The sequence below is a fragment of the Acinetobacter sp. SM1B genome (genome assembly GCF_003289665.1).
Lineage (GTDB): Bacteria > Pseudomonadota > Gammaproteobacteria > Pseudomonadales > Moraxellaceae > Acinetobacter > Acinetobacter schindleri.
On sequence record NZ_QMBM01000001.1, the window covers coordinates 61645 to 80614 of the forward strand.

An 18970-nucleotide genomic window follows, 5' to 3' on the forward strand; every position below is an offset into this window, starting at 1 on the left:
GTGTAATGTGCGGATCTAAAATCACGTTATACTCTTATAAAATGATGATTTTATTTTAATAGTTTAGCCCATTAAGCGAGATTGTAATGAGTCAACCTGAATCGACCAGCCAAGCTGTATTACCAACTTGGGTGGATTCGTCGCTCATCAAGGGGATGCTGCGCGGAATTGAGCGAGAAAGCCTGCGTATGCAAGGTAATGGCTTTCTGTCGCAAAGGCCGCATCCTGTAGCACTAGGTTCAGCCCTGACTCATCCGCATATCACCACTGACTATTCTGAAGCCTTGATGGAGTTTATTACTCCGCCAAAAGACAGTATTCGTGGCGCTTTGGATTACCTGATGGATATCCATGCCATCGTACATCGCAAACTGGAAGATGAAGAAAAGCTGTGGCCGATGTCGATGCCATGCATGCTCGACAGCAGCGATGACAGCATTCCACTGGCGCAGTACGGTTCTTCCAATATTGGTTTATTCAAGACACTTTACCGTCGTGGTCTAGGTGTGCGCTATGGTCGCCGTATGCAGACCATTTCGGGCGTACATTATAATCTGTCTTTCCCGGATCATTTCTTCGAAGCGCTACAGGCCAACGAAAGTGATGAATCACTGCGTAACTTAAGCCTGCAGGATTACCGTAGCCACCGTTATATGGGGCTGATCCGTAATTTTATCCGACTGACACCATTGGTGATGTTCCTGGTCGGTGCTAGCCCGGCAGTGTGCCAATGCTTTATGACCGGTCGTGACCATCAGCTGTTGCCACTTACTCGCGGCACCTTATATACCCCATATTCAACTGCATTGCGCATGGGCCGTTTCGGTTATCAGAACTCAGCCCAAAAGCAGCTCGGTATTCATTACAATAACTTGCAGGACTATCTGGAAGGTCTGCAAAAAGCAGTTAAAACACCATATAAACAATTTACCCGTCTGGGCCTTGAAGATGCAGCAGGACAACCAATCCAGATCAATGATCATGTGCTACAGATCGAAAATGAATATTACAGTCTGGTACGTCCAAAGCAGGTGCCAGAAGCCGGTGAAACTCCATCACAGGCACTGGCAAATCGTGGTATTGGCTATGTGGAACTGCGTGCAGTGGATGTCAATCCATACAGCCCGATCGGGATTGATGAACATACCGCAGGCTTCCTGGAAGTAGTTGCACTGTACTGTTTATTGCAGGACAGCCCGGCACTGCTGAGCGATGAGCAGGACATCATCGAAAAGAATCAGGCTGAAGTGGTCAATCGTGGTCGTGCTCCGAATGCGGCTATTCTGGAAAATGGTCAAAAATATCTAATCGAAGACTGGTGTGCAGTTCATCTGGCGCGCATGCAGCCGCTGGCAGAATTATTGGATGCAGCATATGGCAATAATCTTTACACGACGGCCATGAAAACCATGCAAATCCGTGTTGATGAAGTCGATGCGACACTTTCTGCGCTTGTGGTGGGTGATATCCGTAAGCAGGGTGGCATGTGGCATTTCGGCCAGGTGCTGGCACAGCAGCATGCTGCGGTTTATCAAGCGCATCAGCTCAGTAAAAAAACCACTGCATATTTTGATGAGTTAGTACAAAAGTCCTTGCAGCAACAGCAGGAACTCGAGCAAGATAGCAGCATCAGCTTTGCTGAATATCTCGCTCAATTTCGATAAAAAACAAGAGGATCGACCATGAAATGGGGTTACCGCTTCGTGAGTGGTGCGTTATTTGCCGCATCCGTGATGGGGATGGCATTTGCATTATATCTAGAACATGTGCAGGGCCTTGAGCCTTGCCCGTTGTGTATTTTTCAGCGTATTGGCCTGATTGGTCTGGGGATTATTTCTTTCATTGCTTTCTTGCATAATCCGAAAGCAAATGGCATGAAACGCCTGTATGCCTTTTTAGGATCACTGAGTATTTTGTGGTCCGCAGGTGTAGCAGGACGTCATGTCTGGCTGCAAAACCTGCCGCCGGATAAAATCCCAAGTTGTGGTCCGGGTCTGGATTACTGGCTGGAAACCTTGCCAATGAAGTCGGTGTTCCAGCAGGTACTCAGCGGTTCAGGTGAATGTGCCAAAGTGGACTGGACTTTTCTGGGGCAGTCTTTACCAGTCTGGTCACTGGTATTTTTCTGTATCTTGTTACTGGTCAGTTTATGGCAGTTATTCCGTAAATATCAGACGGCGCCAGTCAAACGCCTAAGAGATAAATACTGATGCAAATAAAAGCCCTCATTTGAGGGTTTTTTTTATAACTGAATCAGGTCAGAGCAATGCCTTCAACACTTTCCAGATCCATCATATATTCATGGATCTGGTCAAAGACTTTGTCCTCCACACTCGGATAGAACCAGCGCACGATCTGTTCAGCCACTTGTGGGTGAAACCGGATTTCAAAATGGTTCAATCCATAGAAAATCGCTTTATGGGAGTCTGGAACTTTCAACTGAAAACGCGGGTTTGGATGTTCACCGAGCGCACTTTTGACACTGACCAGATAATCCCCAATCACATTGCGGGTGCGGTTATGCCGGTTTTCATATTCAATTGTACCGGCCACCAGATAGGTCTGGATATGCGACGGAATCGGTGCCGGTTTACGGTTATCATCCATTAGGCCAATTCTGACTTCATTATGTTCCCAGTCATCATCCCGAACACTGCCGTGGCGCAGATCCAGAATGCCATTACTGCGGATATTCACCACATGACCAATAATCTTTCCAAACGGGAAGCGTCCCAATTTATCCTGCAGGCTAAAACCAAAGCGCTCTAATGCTGCACCATGATGTGGTGAGCCGAGGCAGACCAGATTGTCGACCATATTGACCCATTCATAGACATGCTGTTTACCATAGAACAGGGCACTACGAGCAACTAATCCGCCCATACTGTGTCCGATCAGATCAATACTGGTAATGCCGGGATTGCGGGTGATCAAGTCATGCAGGGTATTGGCCAGACTACGGCCATTGGCGGAGATACGGCGTCCGGAATTATAGTTGAGGTACAACATGGTATTGTTATCACGCTGCGTCAGCAGCTTTTCACCAATGCCTTCATGTTTATGATTGGACCAGGTCAGATGATTCATGCATAAACCATGCACGAAGATAGTAATTCGACCCGTCAATTCGCCCTGCTGTAGTGAGGTATAATGATCATAAATCACCATCGGCAACGCCATCGGATTTTGATGCTTGATCAGATAGTCGCCAATAATGCCATTTAATACACTTACCAGAAAATGCAGGCTTGGTGTCAGCGGCTTGTCATGCAGGCGTGGAAATTTGGTAATAATACGGCGCAGTCCAGGGGCAACCATGGTATTGCCATAGTGGAACAACAGGTCATAGGAACGTTGATAGAGCCGGACAATGGCAGGCAGGTTCTGGATTTTTTCTGAATGACGTTCACTTAAACCAAAGAAACTATATAAGATTTCACGCTGGATGGTCTTGATCAGTTCTTGGGCAACATCATTAAACCGCATGGTAACAAGCTGAGCAAGTCCTTCCAGTACATCTGCCTGGGTAGGAGGAGTACGATCCCACTTGCAATAGGTTTCATGCAATGGCGTTAAGCTTGTCATCGGATCCGTTCCTTTCATCAATGCGAATATCTGAGACCTTTCTTTTTAAAGATGTTCGCGGTATAAATTCTTCTGAACTTTGATGTTTCTAATTTTTCTGGGAATATTCTTAAAATACCGAGGAACGTGAAGAACTGGTGTGTTTTTTGTCGGACAATTCACCAAAAACAGATTAGATAACGATGATCCATCTCTGATATATAAAATAGATTTTGATTAAAATATAGGCGTTTTTTATTAATAATTGATGAATGTCATTTACTTACACGGCTTTCGAAGCAGCGCTGCCTCGATCAAGGGCCAGTTACTTCGGCAGTATTGCGAAAAAAATCCACAAATTCAGGTGCATTTGCCAGATCTGAACATGTCACCTGTGGATACGATTCAGCACATGTCAGCACTGATTGAGTCACTGGATAATGTAAGCTTGGTGGGCAGTAGCCTGGGGGGATTTTATGCGACACATCTGGTCGCCAAGTACAGTGTGCCGGCTGTACTGATCAATCCGGCCATGCGACCATGGCAGCTGTTCCGCGAACTGTTCGATGATGAGCTGCCGTTACAGGTGCATCCGAACTGGCGTCTGGACGATTCACATCTTAATCAGCTAGAAGGACTGTCACTGCCAACTGCACAAGATGCAGACAAAATACTGGTACTGTTACAACAAGGCGATGAAGTTTTGGATTATCGTGAAGCACATCGCTATTATAGTGCTGCTCATCCTCCGGCGATGCTGATGACTGAGGCCAATGGCAATCACGGGATGGATGATTTTGCGGAGAAGATTCCGCTGGTGTTACAGTTTTTATTGGACTGCATAAAAAAGGAAACCGAATAACGTGTCTCAATATACGGCTCAATCTCTTGAAGTTCTGTCTGGTCTGGACCCGGTCCGTCGTCGTCCGGGCATGTATACCGATACCACTCGTCCAAACCATCTGGCGCAGGAAGTGATTGACAATGCTGTGGATGAGGCACTGGCTGGACATGCCAACAAAATTACCGTGACAGTCTATAAAGATGGCTCGTTATCAGTCGAAGACAATGGCCGTGGTATGCCGGTGGATATTCACCCGGAATATGGTCAGAGCGGGATTGAAATCATCCTGACTAAACTGCATGCCGGTGGCAAGTTTAGTACCGATAATTACCAGTTCTCTGGTGGTCTGCATGGTGTCGGGATTTCAGTGGTCAATGCGCTGTCGACCCGTGTCGAAGTGGCCGTCCAGCGTCAGGGTAACCTGTACAAAATGGCCTTTGAAAATGGTGAACCGGTTGCACCACTTGAAGTACTGGCAGGTAAGGCACCCAAACGCGCGTCTGGGACTACGGTGCAGTTCTGGCCAGAAGCCAAATACTTCGATTCACCAAAATTTGCCCTGAAAGCCTTAAAACATAATCTTAAAGCCAAAGCTGTTCTGGCCGCGGGTTTAGAGATCAATTATATCGATCAGATTAATGACGAGAAGATCACCTGGCAGTTTGAAAATGGTCTGGTCGACTATCTGATGGATGAGCTGGAAGATCGTGAGATCATCCCAGCACCCGCTTTTGTTGCAACGGGTGATGCCGAACGTGCCAGTGCTGAATTTGCCATTTGCTGGAATGTTGAAGGTGGCGAAAGCATCCAGGAATCCTACGTCAACCTGATTCCAACTGCGCAGGGCGGTACTCATGTCAACGGCCTGCGTTCGGGTGTGACCGATGCGATGCGTGAATTCTGTGAATTACGTAATCTGTTGCCGCGTAACATGAAGCTGTCTGCCGAAGATGTCTGGGACGGCGTGAACTATATCCTGTCACTGAAATTCCAGGAACCGCAATTCTCAGGTCAAACCAAAGAACGCCTGTCGAGTCGTGAAGCGGTCGGGGTGGTGCAGAATATTGCCAAAGATGCCTTTGCATTATGGTTGAATCAGAATTCAGATATCGCCATGCAACTGGCGGAGATGGCAATTTCCAAAGCCGGTCGCCGTCTCAAAGCAGCGAAAAAAGTAGAACGTAAGAAAATCGTCGCGGGTCCAACACTACCCGGAAAACTGTCGGATTGTGTTGGCCATGATCTGGACCAGTCAGAACTGTTTATTGTAGAAGGGGATTCTGCAGGCGGTTCAGCCAAGCAAGCGCGTGACAAGAACTTCCAGGCCATCATGCCGATTCGAGGTAAGATTTTAAATACTTGGGAAGTGTCTTCTGATGAAGTTCTAGCATCTCAGGAAGTGCATAATATCGCGATTGCCATTGGGGTTGATCCGGGTTCGGATGACCTGTCTGAACTGCGCTATGGCAAGATCTGTATTCTAGCCGATGCCGACTCGGATGGTCTGCATATTGCGACCTTGCTGTGCGCACTGTTTGTGAAACATTTCCCGACACTGGTCGAAGAAGGCCATCTATATGTTGCAATGCCGCCTTTATTCCGGATTGATGACAACAAAGACGTGCACTACGCCCTGGATGAAGACGAGCTAAATAGCATTCTGAAAAAATGCAAAACCAAGAATCCGCAAATTACTCGATTCAAAGGTTTGGGTGAGATGAATGCCAGCCAGTTGCGTGAAACCACACTTGATCCAAATACGCGCCGTCTGGTGCAACTAGATTTAGATGATGCTCATCATACGGCAGGTTTACTGGATAAATTACTGGCGAAAAAACGTGCCAGTGACCGTAAAGACTGGTTAGAACAGAAAGGTAATCTGGCAGATCTGGTGGTTTAAACTATCGAATTTAAGCAATCAAAAAAATCCCGCCAGAGCGGGATTTTTTATGAATCAAGATTAGACATCGCATAAAGAACAGTTAACGCCGCGGCAATTATGTAGAACTGAGCTGCGTGCGCTATTTTTATTGGTACCGGGTCCTTCTACCAGAGGCCCTGCAAGTTGTTCAGCACCTGAACCCGGACGCCATTTGCTTTTCATATTAATTTGCTGATGACCGGTGATCATCGGTTTAGCTAAAGTCTGCTGTTGGCAATAATTACATTCAATCGTATCGGTCGAGATACGGGCAATTGGAACACGTTGTTCAAAAATTCCCTCGCAATGCTCACAGCGGAAATCATATAACGGCATTTCTGTACTCCTGTAGCATGAAGGCCTCAAATTAAAAAGACGGGTAGCCGAAGGCTTTAGGTTGGATGACTACCCGTTGTGAAGCTAAAACAATAATAAATCGTAAAATCTAGCGTTTATGCCCCCAGAACTTATCATCGTTCAGCGCACCCTGAGGCAGGATATTCTGTTCAAAAATTGAAGTTGGCAGAGATACGGTACATGCACAATTTGGAATATCCACGATACCGCCAATACGGCCTTCAACTGGTGCCGCAGTCAGTAACATGTATGCTTGTGAACCGGTAAAGCCGAAGTTTTCAAGGTATTTGATTGCTTTTAAACACGCCTGACGATATGCCACAGTGGCATCCAGATAATAGTTTACGCCATCTTCAACGCTGATGCCTTCAAAGGTCAGCCACTGGTCATAAGCCGGACGGACATTACTTGGCACAAAGATTGGAGAATCAATATTATATTTCTCCATACCACCTTTGATCAGGTCGAAGCCGACACGGGTAACACCGTCCATTTCGATCGCGCCACAGAAACCGATTTCACCATCTCCTTGAGAGAAGTGCAGGTCGCCCATCGAGAAGCCAGCACCTTTCTGATAGACAGGGAAGTAAATACGGCTACCTGCTGCCAGGTCTTTAATGTCCGTATTCCCGCCATGTTCACGTGGTGGAACAGTACGTGCCGCTTCAGCTGCCATACGGTCGAATTCAGCACCTGTTACGCCACGCAGAACAGCAGTACGTGGATCAGGCGGATTAGCCTGACCTTTAGGAACCAGTAAAGCTTCACGGCGATTCCATTCCTTTAGCAAATCATGCGATGGCAAAGTTCCCATCAAGCCAGGGTGTTTTAAGCCGGCAATACGCACGCCCGGAATATGACGTGAAGTCGCAAATAAGCCTTTTAAGTCCCAGATGGCTTTGTCAGCTTCAGGGAAATAGTCAGCCAGGAAGCCACCGCCATTTTCCTTGGCAAATACGCCAGAGAAACCGACATCTGAAATTGGCTGAATGTCGAGCAGGTCAATTACCAGCAAGTCACCTGGTTCAGCACCTTCTACATAGAAAGGTCCGGTTAATGGATGGGCACGGGTCAGGTCGACATTTTTGACATCAGAAATGTCATCGGTATCCTTAATCTGCGCATCCAGGAAATCCAGACTTTCAATCAGGATTTCTTCACCCGGTTTTACCGAAGTCAGAAATGGCAAATCCGGATGCCAGCGGTTATGTCCAATTTCCGCCTGTTCTGCCAGCGGAACCCCCGGTTTAATTTTAATATGTTGCATGTTTTATCCCCTGTGTTGAGGTCGAATAAAGCTAGTTTTTGATGTTATTGCCCGTGTCATCCATGATGAACAGCAGATCTTCGATCACGCTTTCAACAGGAACTGACTGAACCTGGATCGTTTTGCCGTCATAATCAATGATGATTTGACCGGCTTCTGGATGCTGAATAAAAAACCTGGCGAGTTGTGGCTCAACCAGAACCCGAAAGCGGCGACTCAAGCCTCGTGCACCGAAGCGAACATCGTGTCCGGTAGACAGAAACTGGGTGGCAGCGGGTGTAAATTCAACTGTGCGGCTCTGCTTACGGAGTCGCTGATTCAGTTTCTCGATTTCCAGACTGACCAGTGTTGGCGCGAAATCAGCTTCAACCGCTTCATACTGCAGAATACGTTCAATACGATTCAAAAATTCAGGATCAAATTTCTTGTACAAGGCGCGTTCGGTAATCTGGCTGTCATCCAGTTTGGCCAGTCGGGCCAGTTTCTGAATAGGCTTGGGAAGCTTGGCCAGCTGTCTTAAGCGTGCCTGAGCATCTTTGGCGCCGACGTTACTGGTCATAAAGATCATGCAGTTTTTGAAATCCAATACTTTGGTACCCGCGGTCAGCTTTAAGGTTCCGGTTTCCAGAACATTCAGCAGGCCCCGAATGACTTCGGTACTGGCTTTTTCAATTTCATCAAACAGCACAATACCTGGCTTGGAAAAGCTGCCCTGAATATGAGCTTCATCAAAAAGGGTATTGCCTTCCTTGGAGCCGACGTAGCCTGGAGGGGCACCTGTCAGGGCTGCAGCATAATGTTCCTGTGCCAGTGTATTCATGTCGATCCGGCAGAATGCATCGGGCTTGCCATGAATCGCTTCCGCAATCAGCCGAACCGTTTCGGTTTTCCCCACACCCGTCGGTCCTAGCATCAATGTGACTGCCAGCGGCCGGGTAGGGGCATTAAAATCTGCCTTGACGGTTATGAGCATGTTTTCGATTTCATCCAGGGCAACGCGCTGCCCGATAATATGACCACGGACATGCTGCATGACTTTTTCAGGATCAAAGCTAAAGCGAGAGGTACATGCAATACGTTCTTTGCTCTGCATCTCATAACGCTGTTTCGCCAGGGTTTCCTGATTGGCACTGATGCGGTCACTGGCAAATGTCATATCGAATACCTCCTCTCAGACCAAACTTAAGATGCTTCTTTTTCTAAGCCTTCATGTGGCAGATTGCCGATTGGGCATTCCGCAACACCGATGGTAGAGCGGGTAATTTTTTCCACGTTCTCTTGCGCTTTTTGAGCATCCAGAACCCAGGTCTTGTAGAAGTCGAATGGACAATCTGCAACGCCTTTATCGCCGTCACCATTGTTATAGACACCGGTATAGCCGCGGTGCAGCAATTTAAATAAATGGTTTTGTGACTGGTCGTATTTACGTGCATCACGAATTTCATGCAGTGACAATTGTGCGTATTGGATGCCGTTTTCTTCCGTACCACATTCCCCTAAAGTACGACCGTCGAAGCCGACTACTGCTGAGTGACCGAAATAGGTGTAAACGCCGTCAAAACCGGTACAGTTGGCAACAGCAACGTAAACGTTATTTGCCCATGCCATGCATTTCGCCATGTTGATCTGCTGATCTGCAGCCGGGTACATATAGCCTTGGCAACGCACGACCAGTTCAGCGCCTTTCATGGCACAGTCACGCCAGATTTCTGGATAGTTACCGTCATCACAGATGATCAGTGACATCTTGATGCCCTTCGGTCCTTCAGTCACATAGGTGGTATCACCTGGGCACCAGCCTTCAATCGGGCACCATGGGATAATCTTGCGGTATTTCTGAACGATTTCGCCCTTGTTATTAATCAGGATCAAGGTGTTATAAGGCACCTTGTTTGGATGTTCCTCATGTTGTTCACCGGTAATTGAGAACACGCCCCAGACGTTGGCTTCAATACAGGCTTGCGAGAAAATTGCGGTTTCCTCGCCTGGAATGGTGGCAGCGGTTGCCATCATCTCGTCATGGTCGTACATAATGCCCATGGTGCTGTATTCAGGAAAAACAATCAGGTCCATACCTGGAATACCCTGTTTGATTCCTTTCAGCATCTCAGCAATTTTTTTTGCGTTCTCAAGCACTTCCGCTTTAGTATGCAAACGAGGAATTTTGTAGTTTACAACTGCTACACCTACTGTATCTGGGCTGCTTGAGATATCACCGTGACGCATTCAAATTTCTCCAACTCTTTTATTGATTCAACTTTATGATTCGAGTGTCGCGTGAAATGCGTTACAGCAAAATACGTTGAATTGCGTATATGGGTGCGTAGACTGGAAGGAATTTTTAAATGTGAATAATCAAATAAAATATTAAAATCAGCTGCCGATTAATTAAGTGAAATAGAAATTAAAAATCCCCCGACGAATCGAGGGATGTAGAGAAAAATTACAGCCAGATTAAACCAGGAAGATTAAACAGAGAGATATTTACTGATGGTGGTCTCATCGACATTTTCACGGACATTTTCATAAGCAAAGCGGCCCTTATCGATCACCAGGAAGCGATCGGCCATCGCCATGGTGAAACTCAGCACCTGTTCAGAGACCACAATGGTCAGATCACGCTGATCCCGAATCTCTTTCAGTGTTCTGGCAATGTCCTTAATGATAGAAGGCTGAATCCCTTCCGTCGGTTCATCCAGCAGAAGTACTTTAGGATTAGTCGCTAAGGCACGGGCAATTGCTAATTGCTGTTGTTGCCCACCCGATAAGTTTCCGCCTTTACGTTTGCGCATATCCCAAAGCACAGGAAACAGCTCATACAGGTCATCCGGTACTTTGCCATGGGCAGAAGCCGGTAAACCGGTCTGGATATTTTCCAGTACGGACATGGTGGAGAAAATCATCCGGCCTTGTGGCACATAAGCCACACCGTTTTCTACACGTTGGTAAGGATCCAGTTTTTCCAGATTCTTGCCATCCAGCTTGATTTCACCTTTGGTATTTTTAATATCACCAATCAGGGTTTTAAACAGGGTGGTTTTACCCATGCCGTTACGCCCCATGATCGCTACAATTTCCTTCGGCTGGATCTTCAGTTCCAGGTCGTGAATCACCTGACTTTGTTTATATCCTGAACACAAAGCATTAATTTCTAATAATCCGCTCATAGTGGCCTCCTTAGTGTCCCAGATAAACTTCAATCACTTTTGGATCATTTTGCACATCGTCCATTTTGCCTGCTGCCAGAATTTTGCCCTGGTGCAGTACCGTGACTTTGTCCGCAATGGTTTTGACAAATTCCATGTCATGTTCAATCACTAGCACAGAACGTCCTTTGCTAATCTCCCGCAACAGTTGCGCCGTCTGCTCACGCTCCGAGACACTCATCCCTGCGACAGGTTCATCCAGCATGAGCAGCTCTGGGTCTTGCATGAGTAACATGCCAATTTCCAGCCACTGCTTCTGGCCATGAGAGAGCAGACCGGCGGAGGTATCCAGCAGGTCGGTCAGGAAAATCTTGCCAGCAACTTCACGAATACGCTCATCGACATCTTTGGTGCGTCTGAAGAACAGCGCACCAAAGACATTACGGCCACGCGGGAAGGACATTTCCAGGTTGTCATAGACCGACAAATTTTCATAAATATTCGGGTTCTGGAATTTACGCCCAACCCCTTTACGGACAATGTCGAACTCTTTCAGTTTGGTCAGTTCAATATCATTAAACTTGATCGTGCCTGAAGTTGCTTTGGTCTTGCCGCAGATCAGATCCAGCACTGTGGTTTTGCCGGCTCCATTGGGACCGATCACCACATGGACTTCGTTTTTATCCAGATAGAAGTTGAGATCACTGACTGCCTTGAAACCGTCGAAGGACACGGTGAGATCTTCAATGACGAGAACCGGTTTATTCATTTCTATGCCGACTTTATTCATTTCACGCCTCCTTCTACAATTGGATCGATCGTTTTATCCGGATCACTACTTGGCGGTGGCGAAGTGCTGTCGATCGGTTTCTTTTTCAGGAACAATGGACGAACATATTTTTCATACAGACCCGCTAAGCCATTCGGTAAGAACATGACCACACCGATGAACAATGCACCGAGGAAATACAACCATACTTCAGGAAAGGCTTCAGAGAAGTAAGTTTTACCCAGATTCACCAGAACAGCACCATACACTGCCCCAATCAGTGAAAGACGACCACCGACTGCAGCCAGAATGACCATTTCAATCGAAGGTACGATGCCGATAATCGTTGGTGACATGAAGCCAACTTGCAGGGTAAACATCGCACCACCAATAGATGACACCACAGCTGCGAAACAGAAAATGAATACTTTATACATGGCCACGTCATAGCCAGAGAAACGTACACGTTCTTCTTTGTCACGCATCGCAGAAAGCAGACGACCGAGTTTAGAACTGAGGACAAAACGGCTGATCATGATCACTGCAATGAGTAGCAGGGCATTGATGTAGTACAGGACATATTTGGCTTCATCGGTACGGATATCCCAGCCATGCAGGGTTTTCAGGTCTGTAATCCCGTTAATGCCGCCAGTGAAACCTTGTTGACCAATAATCAGAATGGTCAGGATCGCTACAATCGCTTGCATGATGATCGAGAAGTACACATCACCGACACGACGGGTAAACATCGCGAAACCGATGATGAAGGCAAGCAAGATTGGAATGATGATGATGGCAAACAAAGTAAACCCGAAGCTATGGAAAGGTTCCCAGAAGCCTGGCAAGCTGGTGATCTGGTTCCAGTCCATAAAGTCTGGAATTCCTGGCGTGGTTTGCGCTGCTGTAGATTGCATATCTGAAGCTTCAAGTTTCAGGAACATGGCCATGCAGTAGCCGCCAATGCCAAAGAAAATCCCTTGACCTAAACTTAAGATACCCCCGTGTCCCCAACACAGAACCAGGCCGATTGCGACAAAAGCAAAAGTCAGATATTTACCCATCAGATTCAGACGGAAAATATCCAGAAACATTGGCATGACCAGCAGGATCAGTACGGCAAGAATCACCAGACCAATCGCACCTTCTTTACCGCCTAAAAAGGCATTCATTAGATTCTTCATAATATCTCTCCTGAATCCCTATTTACGTACTTTGATTGAGAAGAGACCCTGAGGACGCAGCATCAGGATAATAATGACTGTAGCCAGTGTGAGGACTTTAGCGACAGAACCAGAAAGGAAGAATTCCAGAATAGATTGTGCTTGCGCGATACTGAATGCGGAGGCAACGGTGCCAAGCAAGCTTGCAGCGCCGCCGAAGACCACGACTAAGAATGTATCGACGATATACAGCGAACCGGCTGTAGGACCAGTAGAACCGATGGTTGTGAAAGCTGCACCGGCAATACCTGCAAGCCCACAACCCAAGGCAAAGGTTAAGCTGTCAACACGTTTGGTATTGATCCCGACAGCACCACTCATAAAGCGGTTCTGGTTGGTTGCACGAAGCTGTAAACCCCAGCGTGAACGGTAAATCAGAAAGTAGACAAATGCAGTAACACAGAGGGTGACGCCCACCAGGAATAAACCGTTGATTGGAATATCGATGGCTTCCGTCGGTTGATAAGAACCCATTAACCAGTCAGGTAGAGTCGGGCTGACTTCCTTAGGGCCGAAGATAGAACGAAACAACTGCTGCATGATGAGGCTCAAGCCCCATGTTGCAAGAAGTGTATCGAGTGGCCGTTGATAGAGCCGGCTGATCATGAGCCGTTCCACCATGTAACCGATAATGCCTGCTGTGAGGAAGGCTGCAATGATTGCAATCAGGAAATAGTAAGGTAGGAGTTGAGGGAAAAAACTTTCAGTCAGTGTGGAAATGAAAAATGTCGTATATGCACCAATGGTCAGAAACTCACCATGTGCCATGTTAATTACGCCCATTTGCCCAAAGATAATTGCAAGGCCGAGCGCCATCAATAACAGCACACAGAACACAGAGAGACCATTAAAGCCTTGCATGGCAAATATTGCACCGAATTCTGCAAATGATAGATCCATCGCATCATCCTCCAAGCTTTAAAAAATTGTGTGGAATAAAAAGATCAGGAGAATGGCTTCCCCTGATCATGTGGCTGTTAACTCAGTAACCTTTAGGGAATGGGTTTGGTTTGATTAGACCTTTAGACTCGTAAACAACTTTGAACTGACCATTTGGTTGCACTTGACCAATACGTGATTTGCTCCATAAATGGTGGTTCGGGTCAATTTTTACATAGCCTTCAGGTGCAGTTTTCATTTCTAGGCCTTTAGATGCGGCAGTCACTTTCGCGACATCGAAGCTACCGGCTTTTTCAACTGCGGCTTTCCATAACCATGGACCAAGGTAGGCTGCTTGTGTTACGTCACCTACCACCGCTTTAGGGCCATATTTCGCTTTAAAGGCTTTTACGAATGCAGCATTATTGGGGTTATTCAGGCTTTGGAAATATTTCATTGAAGAGTAGAAGCCCTTCATGTTTTCGCCGCCAATCCCCAGCAATTCATCTTCAGTCACTGAAAGGGTAAGCAGTGTCTGTTTGTCGCCTGTTACGCCCGCAGCTTTCATTTGTTTGTAGAAGGATACGTTCGAACCGCCCACAACTGCTGCAAAGATGGCATCTGGTTTACGCAGTTTGGTTTTGTTGATGAGGGAGCCGAATTGTGTATGGCCCAATGGATAGTATTCTTCACCAACCACTTTACCTTTCAGTACTTTTTCGATGTGGGTACGGGCAATTTTCATGGTGGTACGTGGCCAGATGTAATCAGAACCAATCAGATAGAAGGTTTTGGCTTTTTTCTCTTTTGCCAGCCAGTTCAGTGCTTCAAGTACCTGTTGAGTTGCTTCCTGACCGGTGTAGATCACGTTTTTAGATTGTTCTAAGCCTTCATAGAAGGTTGGGTAATAAAGTAGAGAGTTGTTGCGTTCAATAATCGGCAGTACGGCTTTACGAGAGGCTGAAGTCCAGCAGCCGAAAATTGCAGCAACACGGTCTTTTTCAGACAGTTTACGTGCTTTTTCTGCAAAGGTTGGCCAGTCAGAAGCACCATCTTCCTGAATAATTTTGATCTGTCGACCGAGAACACCGCCCTGTTTATTGATCTGTTCAATGGCCAGACGTTCTGCCTGAATCGAACCGGTTTCAGAAATTGCCATGGTACCGGTTGCTGAATGTAGCTGCCCTACATACACAAACTTGTCATCGACTTTAAGTTTGGTGGTATTGACCTTTGCTGTTGCAGGAACGCTGGCATTGGTCAGTGCGGGTGCCAGCAGGAATGGAACAGCAAGTAAACCTGCCAGTAATCCAGATGTCTTTACTTTTGATTTCAAGCTCATGTCGGGTTCCCCTATAGAATTAGATGTGCTGATGCGCTTAGTGATTGGTTTGCGCTTGGTATGGAACTAAGCCTAAGGGGAGTTAAAAAATGAGCATATACGTCACTTTACGTATATAGCATTCAGTCGGATTATTTTTAGATACTGATAGACTGGGCATAGTTATTGCTTTTAAGAGCAGATATTTAGCTTTATTTGATCTGTATGGACCCAACAGCGAATACCAGTCAGGCACCGCAGCGCGTCATTCATACCCGGCGTAAATACAATACCTGGGTGGTCGATGAAAGTATTGAGGATTATGCCCTGCGCTATGCGCCTAAATCCGTCCGGAAATGGTCACTATGGACAGTGACCAATACGGCGCTTGCGGCCGTCAGTTTCCTGGCAATGGAGGCACTTGGAGCCACCATGCTCTGGCAATACGGTTTCGGTAATGCTTTCTGGGCCCTGGTGGTTGTGGCGATTATCATTTTCCTGACCAGCTGGCCGATTGGTTATTATGCTGCCCGTTATAATGTCGATATTGATTTACTGACCCGTGGTGCCGGATTTGGCTATATTGGCTCCTCCATTACCTCGGTCATTTATGCCAGTTTCACCTTTATCTTTCTCGCCTTTGAAGCCGCCATCATGGCGCTGGCATTGGAGCTAGGCTTAGGGATACCCCTGAGTATTGGCTACCTGATTTCAGCACTGGTGATTTTGCCATTGGTGGTCAAAGGTATTGGCTTCATCAATAAGGTGCAGGCCATCACCCAACCACTCTGGTTATTCCTGCTTTTATTACCATGGTGCTTTGTGTTGGTGAAGCAACCTGATTTGATCAGCAATCTTGCATTGATTGAGGGCGCAAAAAGTCAGAGCGCTGCCTTTAACCTGTCTTTTTTTGGTGCATCCTGCACGGTGCTCTTTGCCCTGATCACCCAGATCGGAGAACAGGCGGATTATCTGCGGTTTTTACCCGATAAAAAACATATTCAGCGTAAATGGAATTGGGCAGTCTTTTTAGGTGGACCGGCCTGGATTCTAGGCGGATTTATCAAGATATTCATGGGTATGCTGCTCATGGCACTCGCAATGCAGTATCTGGTTGCTGATTCCGAACTGAGTAACCCCAATTATCTGTACTGGATTGCTTACCAACAGGTGGTCAATCATCCCGGGATCGCTTTATTTCTGACTGTTCTATTTGTCTGCGTCGCTCAGATCAAGATTAATGTTACCAATGCCTATGCAGGGTCATTGGCCTGGTCGAACTTTTTTGCGCGTCTGACGCATAGCCATCCAGGGCGCGTAGTCTGGCTGGTATTCAATATCTTTATCGCTTTGCTGTTGATGGAACTTGGGGTAATCCATGCGGTGGAGCGTGTGCTTGGCTTATATAGTAATGTGGCCCTTGCCTGGATCGGTGCCATTGTTGCGGATCTGGTGATCTGTAAACCACTGGGACTGAGTCCCAAAGGAATTGAATTTCGACGAGCTTATTTATATGACATTAATCCGGTTGGAGTCGGTAGCCTGATCATTGCATCGGTCTTATCCATGCTGTGTTACTGGGGCGTTTTTGGAGAGATTGCCCGATCCTTGGCCGGTTTTATTGCATTGGGTACGGCGATGTTATGTGTACCGCTAATTGCTTGGTTTACCAAAGGTAAATATTACTTGGCACGTCAAGAAAAGCCTGAGTTGGAGCTGCTCGAAACCCAAACCTGTGTAGTCTGTGAGCATGATTATGAAACTGCAGACATGGCCAGTTGTCCAGCCTATAGCAGTCAGATCTGTTCTCTGTGCTGCACGCTTGAAGCACGTTGTCATGACCTGTGTAAGCCGCATGCACGCTGGTCTTCACAGCTCAGAGTTTTTGCGGCCTGGTTCCTGCCGAAATACTGGGTACAACATATTAATACCCGTTTAAGTCTGTATATCCTGCTGATTTTTGTCTTGGGCGTGGTGCTGGCAGTCAGTCTGAGCCTGATTTATTTACAGGAGTCTGCCAGCCTGGGCGCTTTGTCACAGCAGCAGGATGCGCTGACAATGCTGTTCGTCAAAATCTATGCCGTACTGTTCCTGCTACTGTGTGTAGCCGCCTGGTGGTTAGTGCTGAATGATGAAAGTCGACGTCAGGCGCAATTGGAAAGCAATACCCAGACCCAACTGCTGATGGATGAGATTGAAGCGCATAAAATTACCGATCGCCAGTTACAGGATGCCCGCATTCAGGCAGAAAAAGCCAATGAAGCCAAAAGCCGTTATGTAATTGGTATCAGTCATGAATTACGCACGCCGTTGAACAGTATTCTCGGTTATAGCCAGCTACTGCAGAAACAGGAAAAACTGTCTGAACAGGGCGAGTCTGCCCTTGGCGTGATTAGCCGTAGCGGTCAGCATCTGACTTCTCTGATTGATGGTCTGCTGGATTTGGCACGGATTGAAACTGGCAAGATTTCTTTGGAAAATTCCAATATCGACCTGCCAAAATTTCTTAAACAGATCGTGCATATATTCGAGCCACAGTTTGCCCAAAAGCAGCTGAACTTTGATGTGGAGATCAGTAGCAAGATTCCACAGTATGTCCGTATTGATAAAAAACGTCTGGAACAGATACTGATTAATTTGCTGGGTAATGCTTTGAAATTTACCCTGGAGGGGGGAGTCAAATTTAAGGTCGATTACCGTTTTCAAACTGCTTATTTTGAAATTCAGGATACCGGTTGTGGGATTGCTGAGTCGGATGTTGAGCGGATATTCCAGCCTTTTGAGCGTGGTCGTAATGTGGTACAGGGCAGTTTTGCCGGCACGGGTTTAGGGCTGCCGATCGTAAAACTTCTGGTTGATATTCTTGGTGGCGAGCTGACCCTGAGCAGCCAATTAAAACAGGGTTCAGTGTTTAAAATAAAACTGTATTTGCCTTCTAAATCCCTGATCCATCCGATCGCTGACGTTGCCTCTAATACTGTAACCGGTTATACCGGAGAACGCCGTAAAATACTGGTGGTTGACAATGAAGCGACCGACCGTGGCCTGGTTCTGAATTTTCTTAAACCCTTAGGTTTTATTTTAGAAGAGGCAGAATCAGGTTTAGCCTGTTTGCGTCAGGTTCCAGAATTTAATCCTGATCTGATTTTGATGGATTTAAGTATGCCTTTACTGGGCGGCTGGGAAACGGCGAAATTGCTGCGCCAGAATAAAATCACCAATGTCCCGATTATTATTATTTCTGCAGATGCCAATGAGCGGATGATTAATCCGGAAACGGATGTATTGAATGAAGACTTTTTAGTAAAACCGGTCGATCTCAATTTATTATTAAACAAGATTGGCGATAAGCTGGGCTTAAGCTGGCTTCATCAGCATGAGCAGCAGCCAGAACAAGAACAGCCTTCTGACCAGAAAGTACAGATCTCCACGGTTGTGGTTGAAAGCAGAAATGAATTGAACCCATCCATTCCATTGTTGAGCGTGGCAGAGGTGGTCATTCAGCTGGAACAGCATTTAAGTATTGGTTTTATCCGGGGGGCAAAAGATGTACTGCATGATTGTGGTCAGCACTTTGAACAATATAACGATATATGGCATCAGATTGAGCAGGATTTAAAACAATTTGATTTTAAAAGAGCAATTCAGCGACTTCATGAGCATGCAGATGTGCTGAAGTAGG

General features: G+C 46.6%; 15 protein-coding genes. 5 read left to right on the top strand and 10 right to left on the bottom strand.

Annotation, left to right across the window (positions count from 1 at the left end; genetic code table 11):
• Positions 1-86: 86 nt before the first annotated feature.
• Positions 87-1664: a glutamate--cysteine ligase gene (gene gshA / locus C8322_RS00275; protein WP_004890871.1), complete on the top strand. Its 1578-nt coding sequence runs from the start codon at positions 87-89 to the stop codon at positions 1662-1664.
• Between the two features lie 18 nt (positions 1665-1682).
• Positions 1683-2210 carry a disulfide bond formation protein B gene (locus tag C8322_RS00280; protein ID WP_004890868.1) on the top strand — a complete coding sequence of 176 codons (528 nt, stop codon included), beginning with the start codon at positions 1683-1685 and terminating at the stop codon, positions 2208-2210.
• A 43-nt stretch (positions 2211-2253) separates the two neighbouring features.
• Here C8322_RS00280 and C8322_RS00285 read toward each other — a convergent pair whose 3' ends face one another.
• On the bottom strand, positions 2254-3585 hold the full coding sequence (locus tag C8322_RS00285) for a hypothetical protein (RefSeq protein ID WP_004813848.1): 1332 nt from the start codon (positions 3583-3585) through the stop codon (positions 2254-2256).
• A 247-nt stretch (positions 3586-3832) separates the two neighbouring features.
• On the opposite strand from C8322_RS00285, the gene C8322_RS00290 reads away from it, so the two are divergent.
• A complete protein-coding gene (locus tag C8322_RS00290; RefSeq protein ID WP_111810242.1) occupies positions 3833-4426 on the top strand; it encodes a YqiA/YcfP family alpha/beta fold hydrolase in 594 nt (197 codons plus the stop codon).
• Between the two features lies 1 nt (position 4427).
• Positions 4428-6308, top strand: coding sequence for a DNA topoisomerase IV subunit B (gene parE, locus C8322_RS00295; RefSeq protein WP_004813846.1), 1881 nt, complete (start codon positions 4428-4430; stop codon positions 6306-6308).
• A gap of 60 nt (positions 6309-6368) precedes the next feature.
• Here the strand turns inward: parE and C8322_RS00300 are convergent, their stop codons facing one another.
• From C8322_RS00300 to urtA, 9 genes are all read right to left on the bottom strand, one after another.
• Positions 6369-6665, bottom strand: a complete 297-nt coding sequence (locus C8322_RS00300; RefSeq protein WP_004813845.1) for an FmdB family zinc ribbon protein — start codon at positions 6663-6665, stop codon at positions 6369-6371.
• A 109-nt stretch (positions 6666-6774) separates the two neighbouring features.
• A complete protein-coding gene (fmdA, locus tag C8322_RS00305; RefSeq protein ID WP_064095102.1) occupies positions 6775-7953 on the bottom strand; it encodes a formamidase in 1179 nt (392 codons plus the stop codon).
• A 31-nt stretch (positions 7954-7984) separates the two neighbouring features.
• Complete coding sequence (locus C8322_RS00310) at positions 7985-9109, bottom strand: AAA family ATPase (protein WP_111810243.1); 1125 nt, start codon at positions 9107-9109, stop codon at positions 7985-7987.
• Positions 9110-9135: 26 nt separating this feature from the next.
• Entirely contained in the window at positions 9136-10179 is a 1044-nt protein-coding gene (locus C8322_RS00315) for an aliphatic amidase (RefSeq protein ID WP_111810244.1), read from the bottom strand.
• A 242-nt stretch (positions 10180-10421) separates the two neighbouring features.
• Positions 10422-11120, bottom strand: coding sequence for an urea ABC transporter ATP-binding subunit UrtE (gene urtE, locus C8322_RS00320; RefSeq protein ID WP_004756673.1), 699 nt, complete (start codon positions 11118-11120; stop codon positions 10422-10424).
• Positions 11121-11130: 10 nt separating this feature from the next.
• Entirely contained in the window at positions 11131-11889 is a 759-nt protein-coding gene (urtD, locus tag C8322_RS00325; protein WP_111810245.1) for an urea ABC transporter ATP-binding protein UrtD, read from the bottom strand.
• On the bottom strand, positions 11886-13049 hold the full coding sequence (gene urtC / locus C8322_RS00330; protein ID WP_004813838.1) for an urea ABC transporter permease subunit UrtC: 1164 nt from the start codon (positions 13047-13049) through the stop codon (positions 11886-11888). The genes urtD and urtC overlap by 4 nt, the downstream gene beginning before the upstream one ends.
• 18 nt (positions 13050-13067) lie before the next feature.
• Positions 13068-13988, bottom strand: coding sequence for an urea ABC transporter permease subunit UrtB (gene urtB / locus C8322_RS00335; protein WP_000365952.1), 921 nt, complete (start codon positions 13986-13988; stop codon positions 13068-13070).
• Positions 13989-14070: 82 nt separating this feature from the next.
• Positions 14071-15309: an urea ABC transporter substrate-binding protein gene (gene urtA, locus C8322_RS00340; RefSeq protein WP_004813834.1), complete on the bottom strand. Its 1239-nt coding sequence runs from the start codon at positions 15307-15309 to the stop codon at positions 14071-14073.
• Positions 15310-15513: 204 nt separating this feature from the next.
• Between urtA and C8322_RS00345 the strand changes: the two genes are divergently transcribed.
• Complete coding sequence (locus tag C8322_RS00345; protein ID WP_111810246.1) at positions 15514-18969, top strand: ATP-binding protein; 3456 nt, start codon at positions 15514-15516, stop codon at positions 18967-18969.
• Position 18970 lies beyond the last annotated feature (1 nt).

What these genes read in the sequence shown, in the direction of transcription:
- gshA (WP_004890871.1), top strand. Translation starts at nt 87, where the DNA reads ATGAGTCAACCTGAATCGACCAGCCAAGCTGTATTACCAACTTGGGTG.
- C8322_RS00280 (WP_004890868.1), top strand. Translation starts at nt 1,683, where the DNA reads ATGAAATGGGGTTACCGCTTCGTGAGTGGTGCGTTATTTGCCGCATCC.
- C8322_RS00285 (WP_004813848.1), bottom strand. Translation starts at nt 3,585, where the DNA reads ATGACAAGCTTAACGCCATTGCATGAAACCTATTGCAAGTGGGATCGT.
- C8322_RS00290 (WP_111810242.1), top strand. Translation starts at nt 3,833, where the DNA reads ATGAATGTCATTTACTTACACGGCTTTCGAAGCAGCGCTGCCTCGATC.
- C8322_RS00300 (WP_004813845.1), bottom strand. Translation starts at nt 6,665, where the DNA reads ATGCCGTTATATGATTTCCGCTGTGAGCATTGCGAGGGAATTTTTGAA.
- fmdA (WP_064095102.1), bottom strand. Translation starts at nt 7,953, where the DNA reads ATGCAACATATTAAAATTAAACCGGGGGTTCCGCTGGCAGAACAGGCG.
- C8322_RS00310 (WP_111810243.1), bottom strand. Translation starts at nt 9,109, where the DNA reads ATGACATTTGCCAGTGACCGCATCAGTGCCAATCAGGAAACCCTGGCG.
- C8322_RS00315 (WP_111810244.1), bottom strand. Translation starts at nt 10,179, where the DNA reads ATGCGTCACGGTGATATCTCAAGCAGCCCAGATACAGTAGGTGTAGCA.
- urtE (WP_004756673.1), bottom strand. Translation starts at nt 11,120, where the DNA reads ATGAGCGGATTATTAGAAATTAATGCTTTGTGTTCAGGATATAAACAA.
- urtD (WP_111810245.1), bottom strand. Translation starts at nt 11,889, where the DNA reads ATGAATAAAGTCGGCATAGAAATGAATAAACCGGTTCTCGTCATTGAA.
- urtC (WP_004813838.1), bottom strand. Translation starts at nt 13,049, where the DNA reads ATGAAGAATCTAATGAATGCCTTTTTAGGCGGTAAAGAAGGTGCGATT.
- urtB (WP_000365952.1), bottom strand. Translation starts at nt 13,988, where the DNA reads ATGGATCTATCATTTGCAGAATTCGGTGCAATATTTGCCATGCAAGGC.
- urtA (WP_004813834.1), bottom strand. Translation starts at nt 15,309, where the DNA reads ATGAGCTTGAAATCAAAAGTAAAGACATCTGGATTACTGGCAGGTTTA.
- C8322_RS00345 (WP_111810246.1), top strand. Translation starts at nt 15,514, where the DNA reads ATGGACCCAACAGCGAATACCAGTCAGGCACCGCAGCGCGTCATTCAT.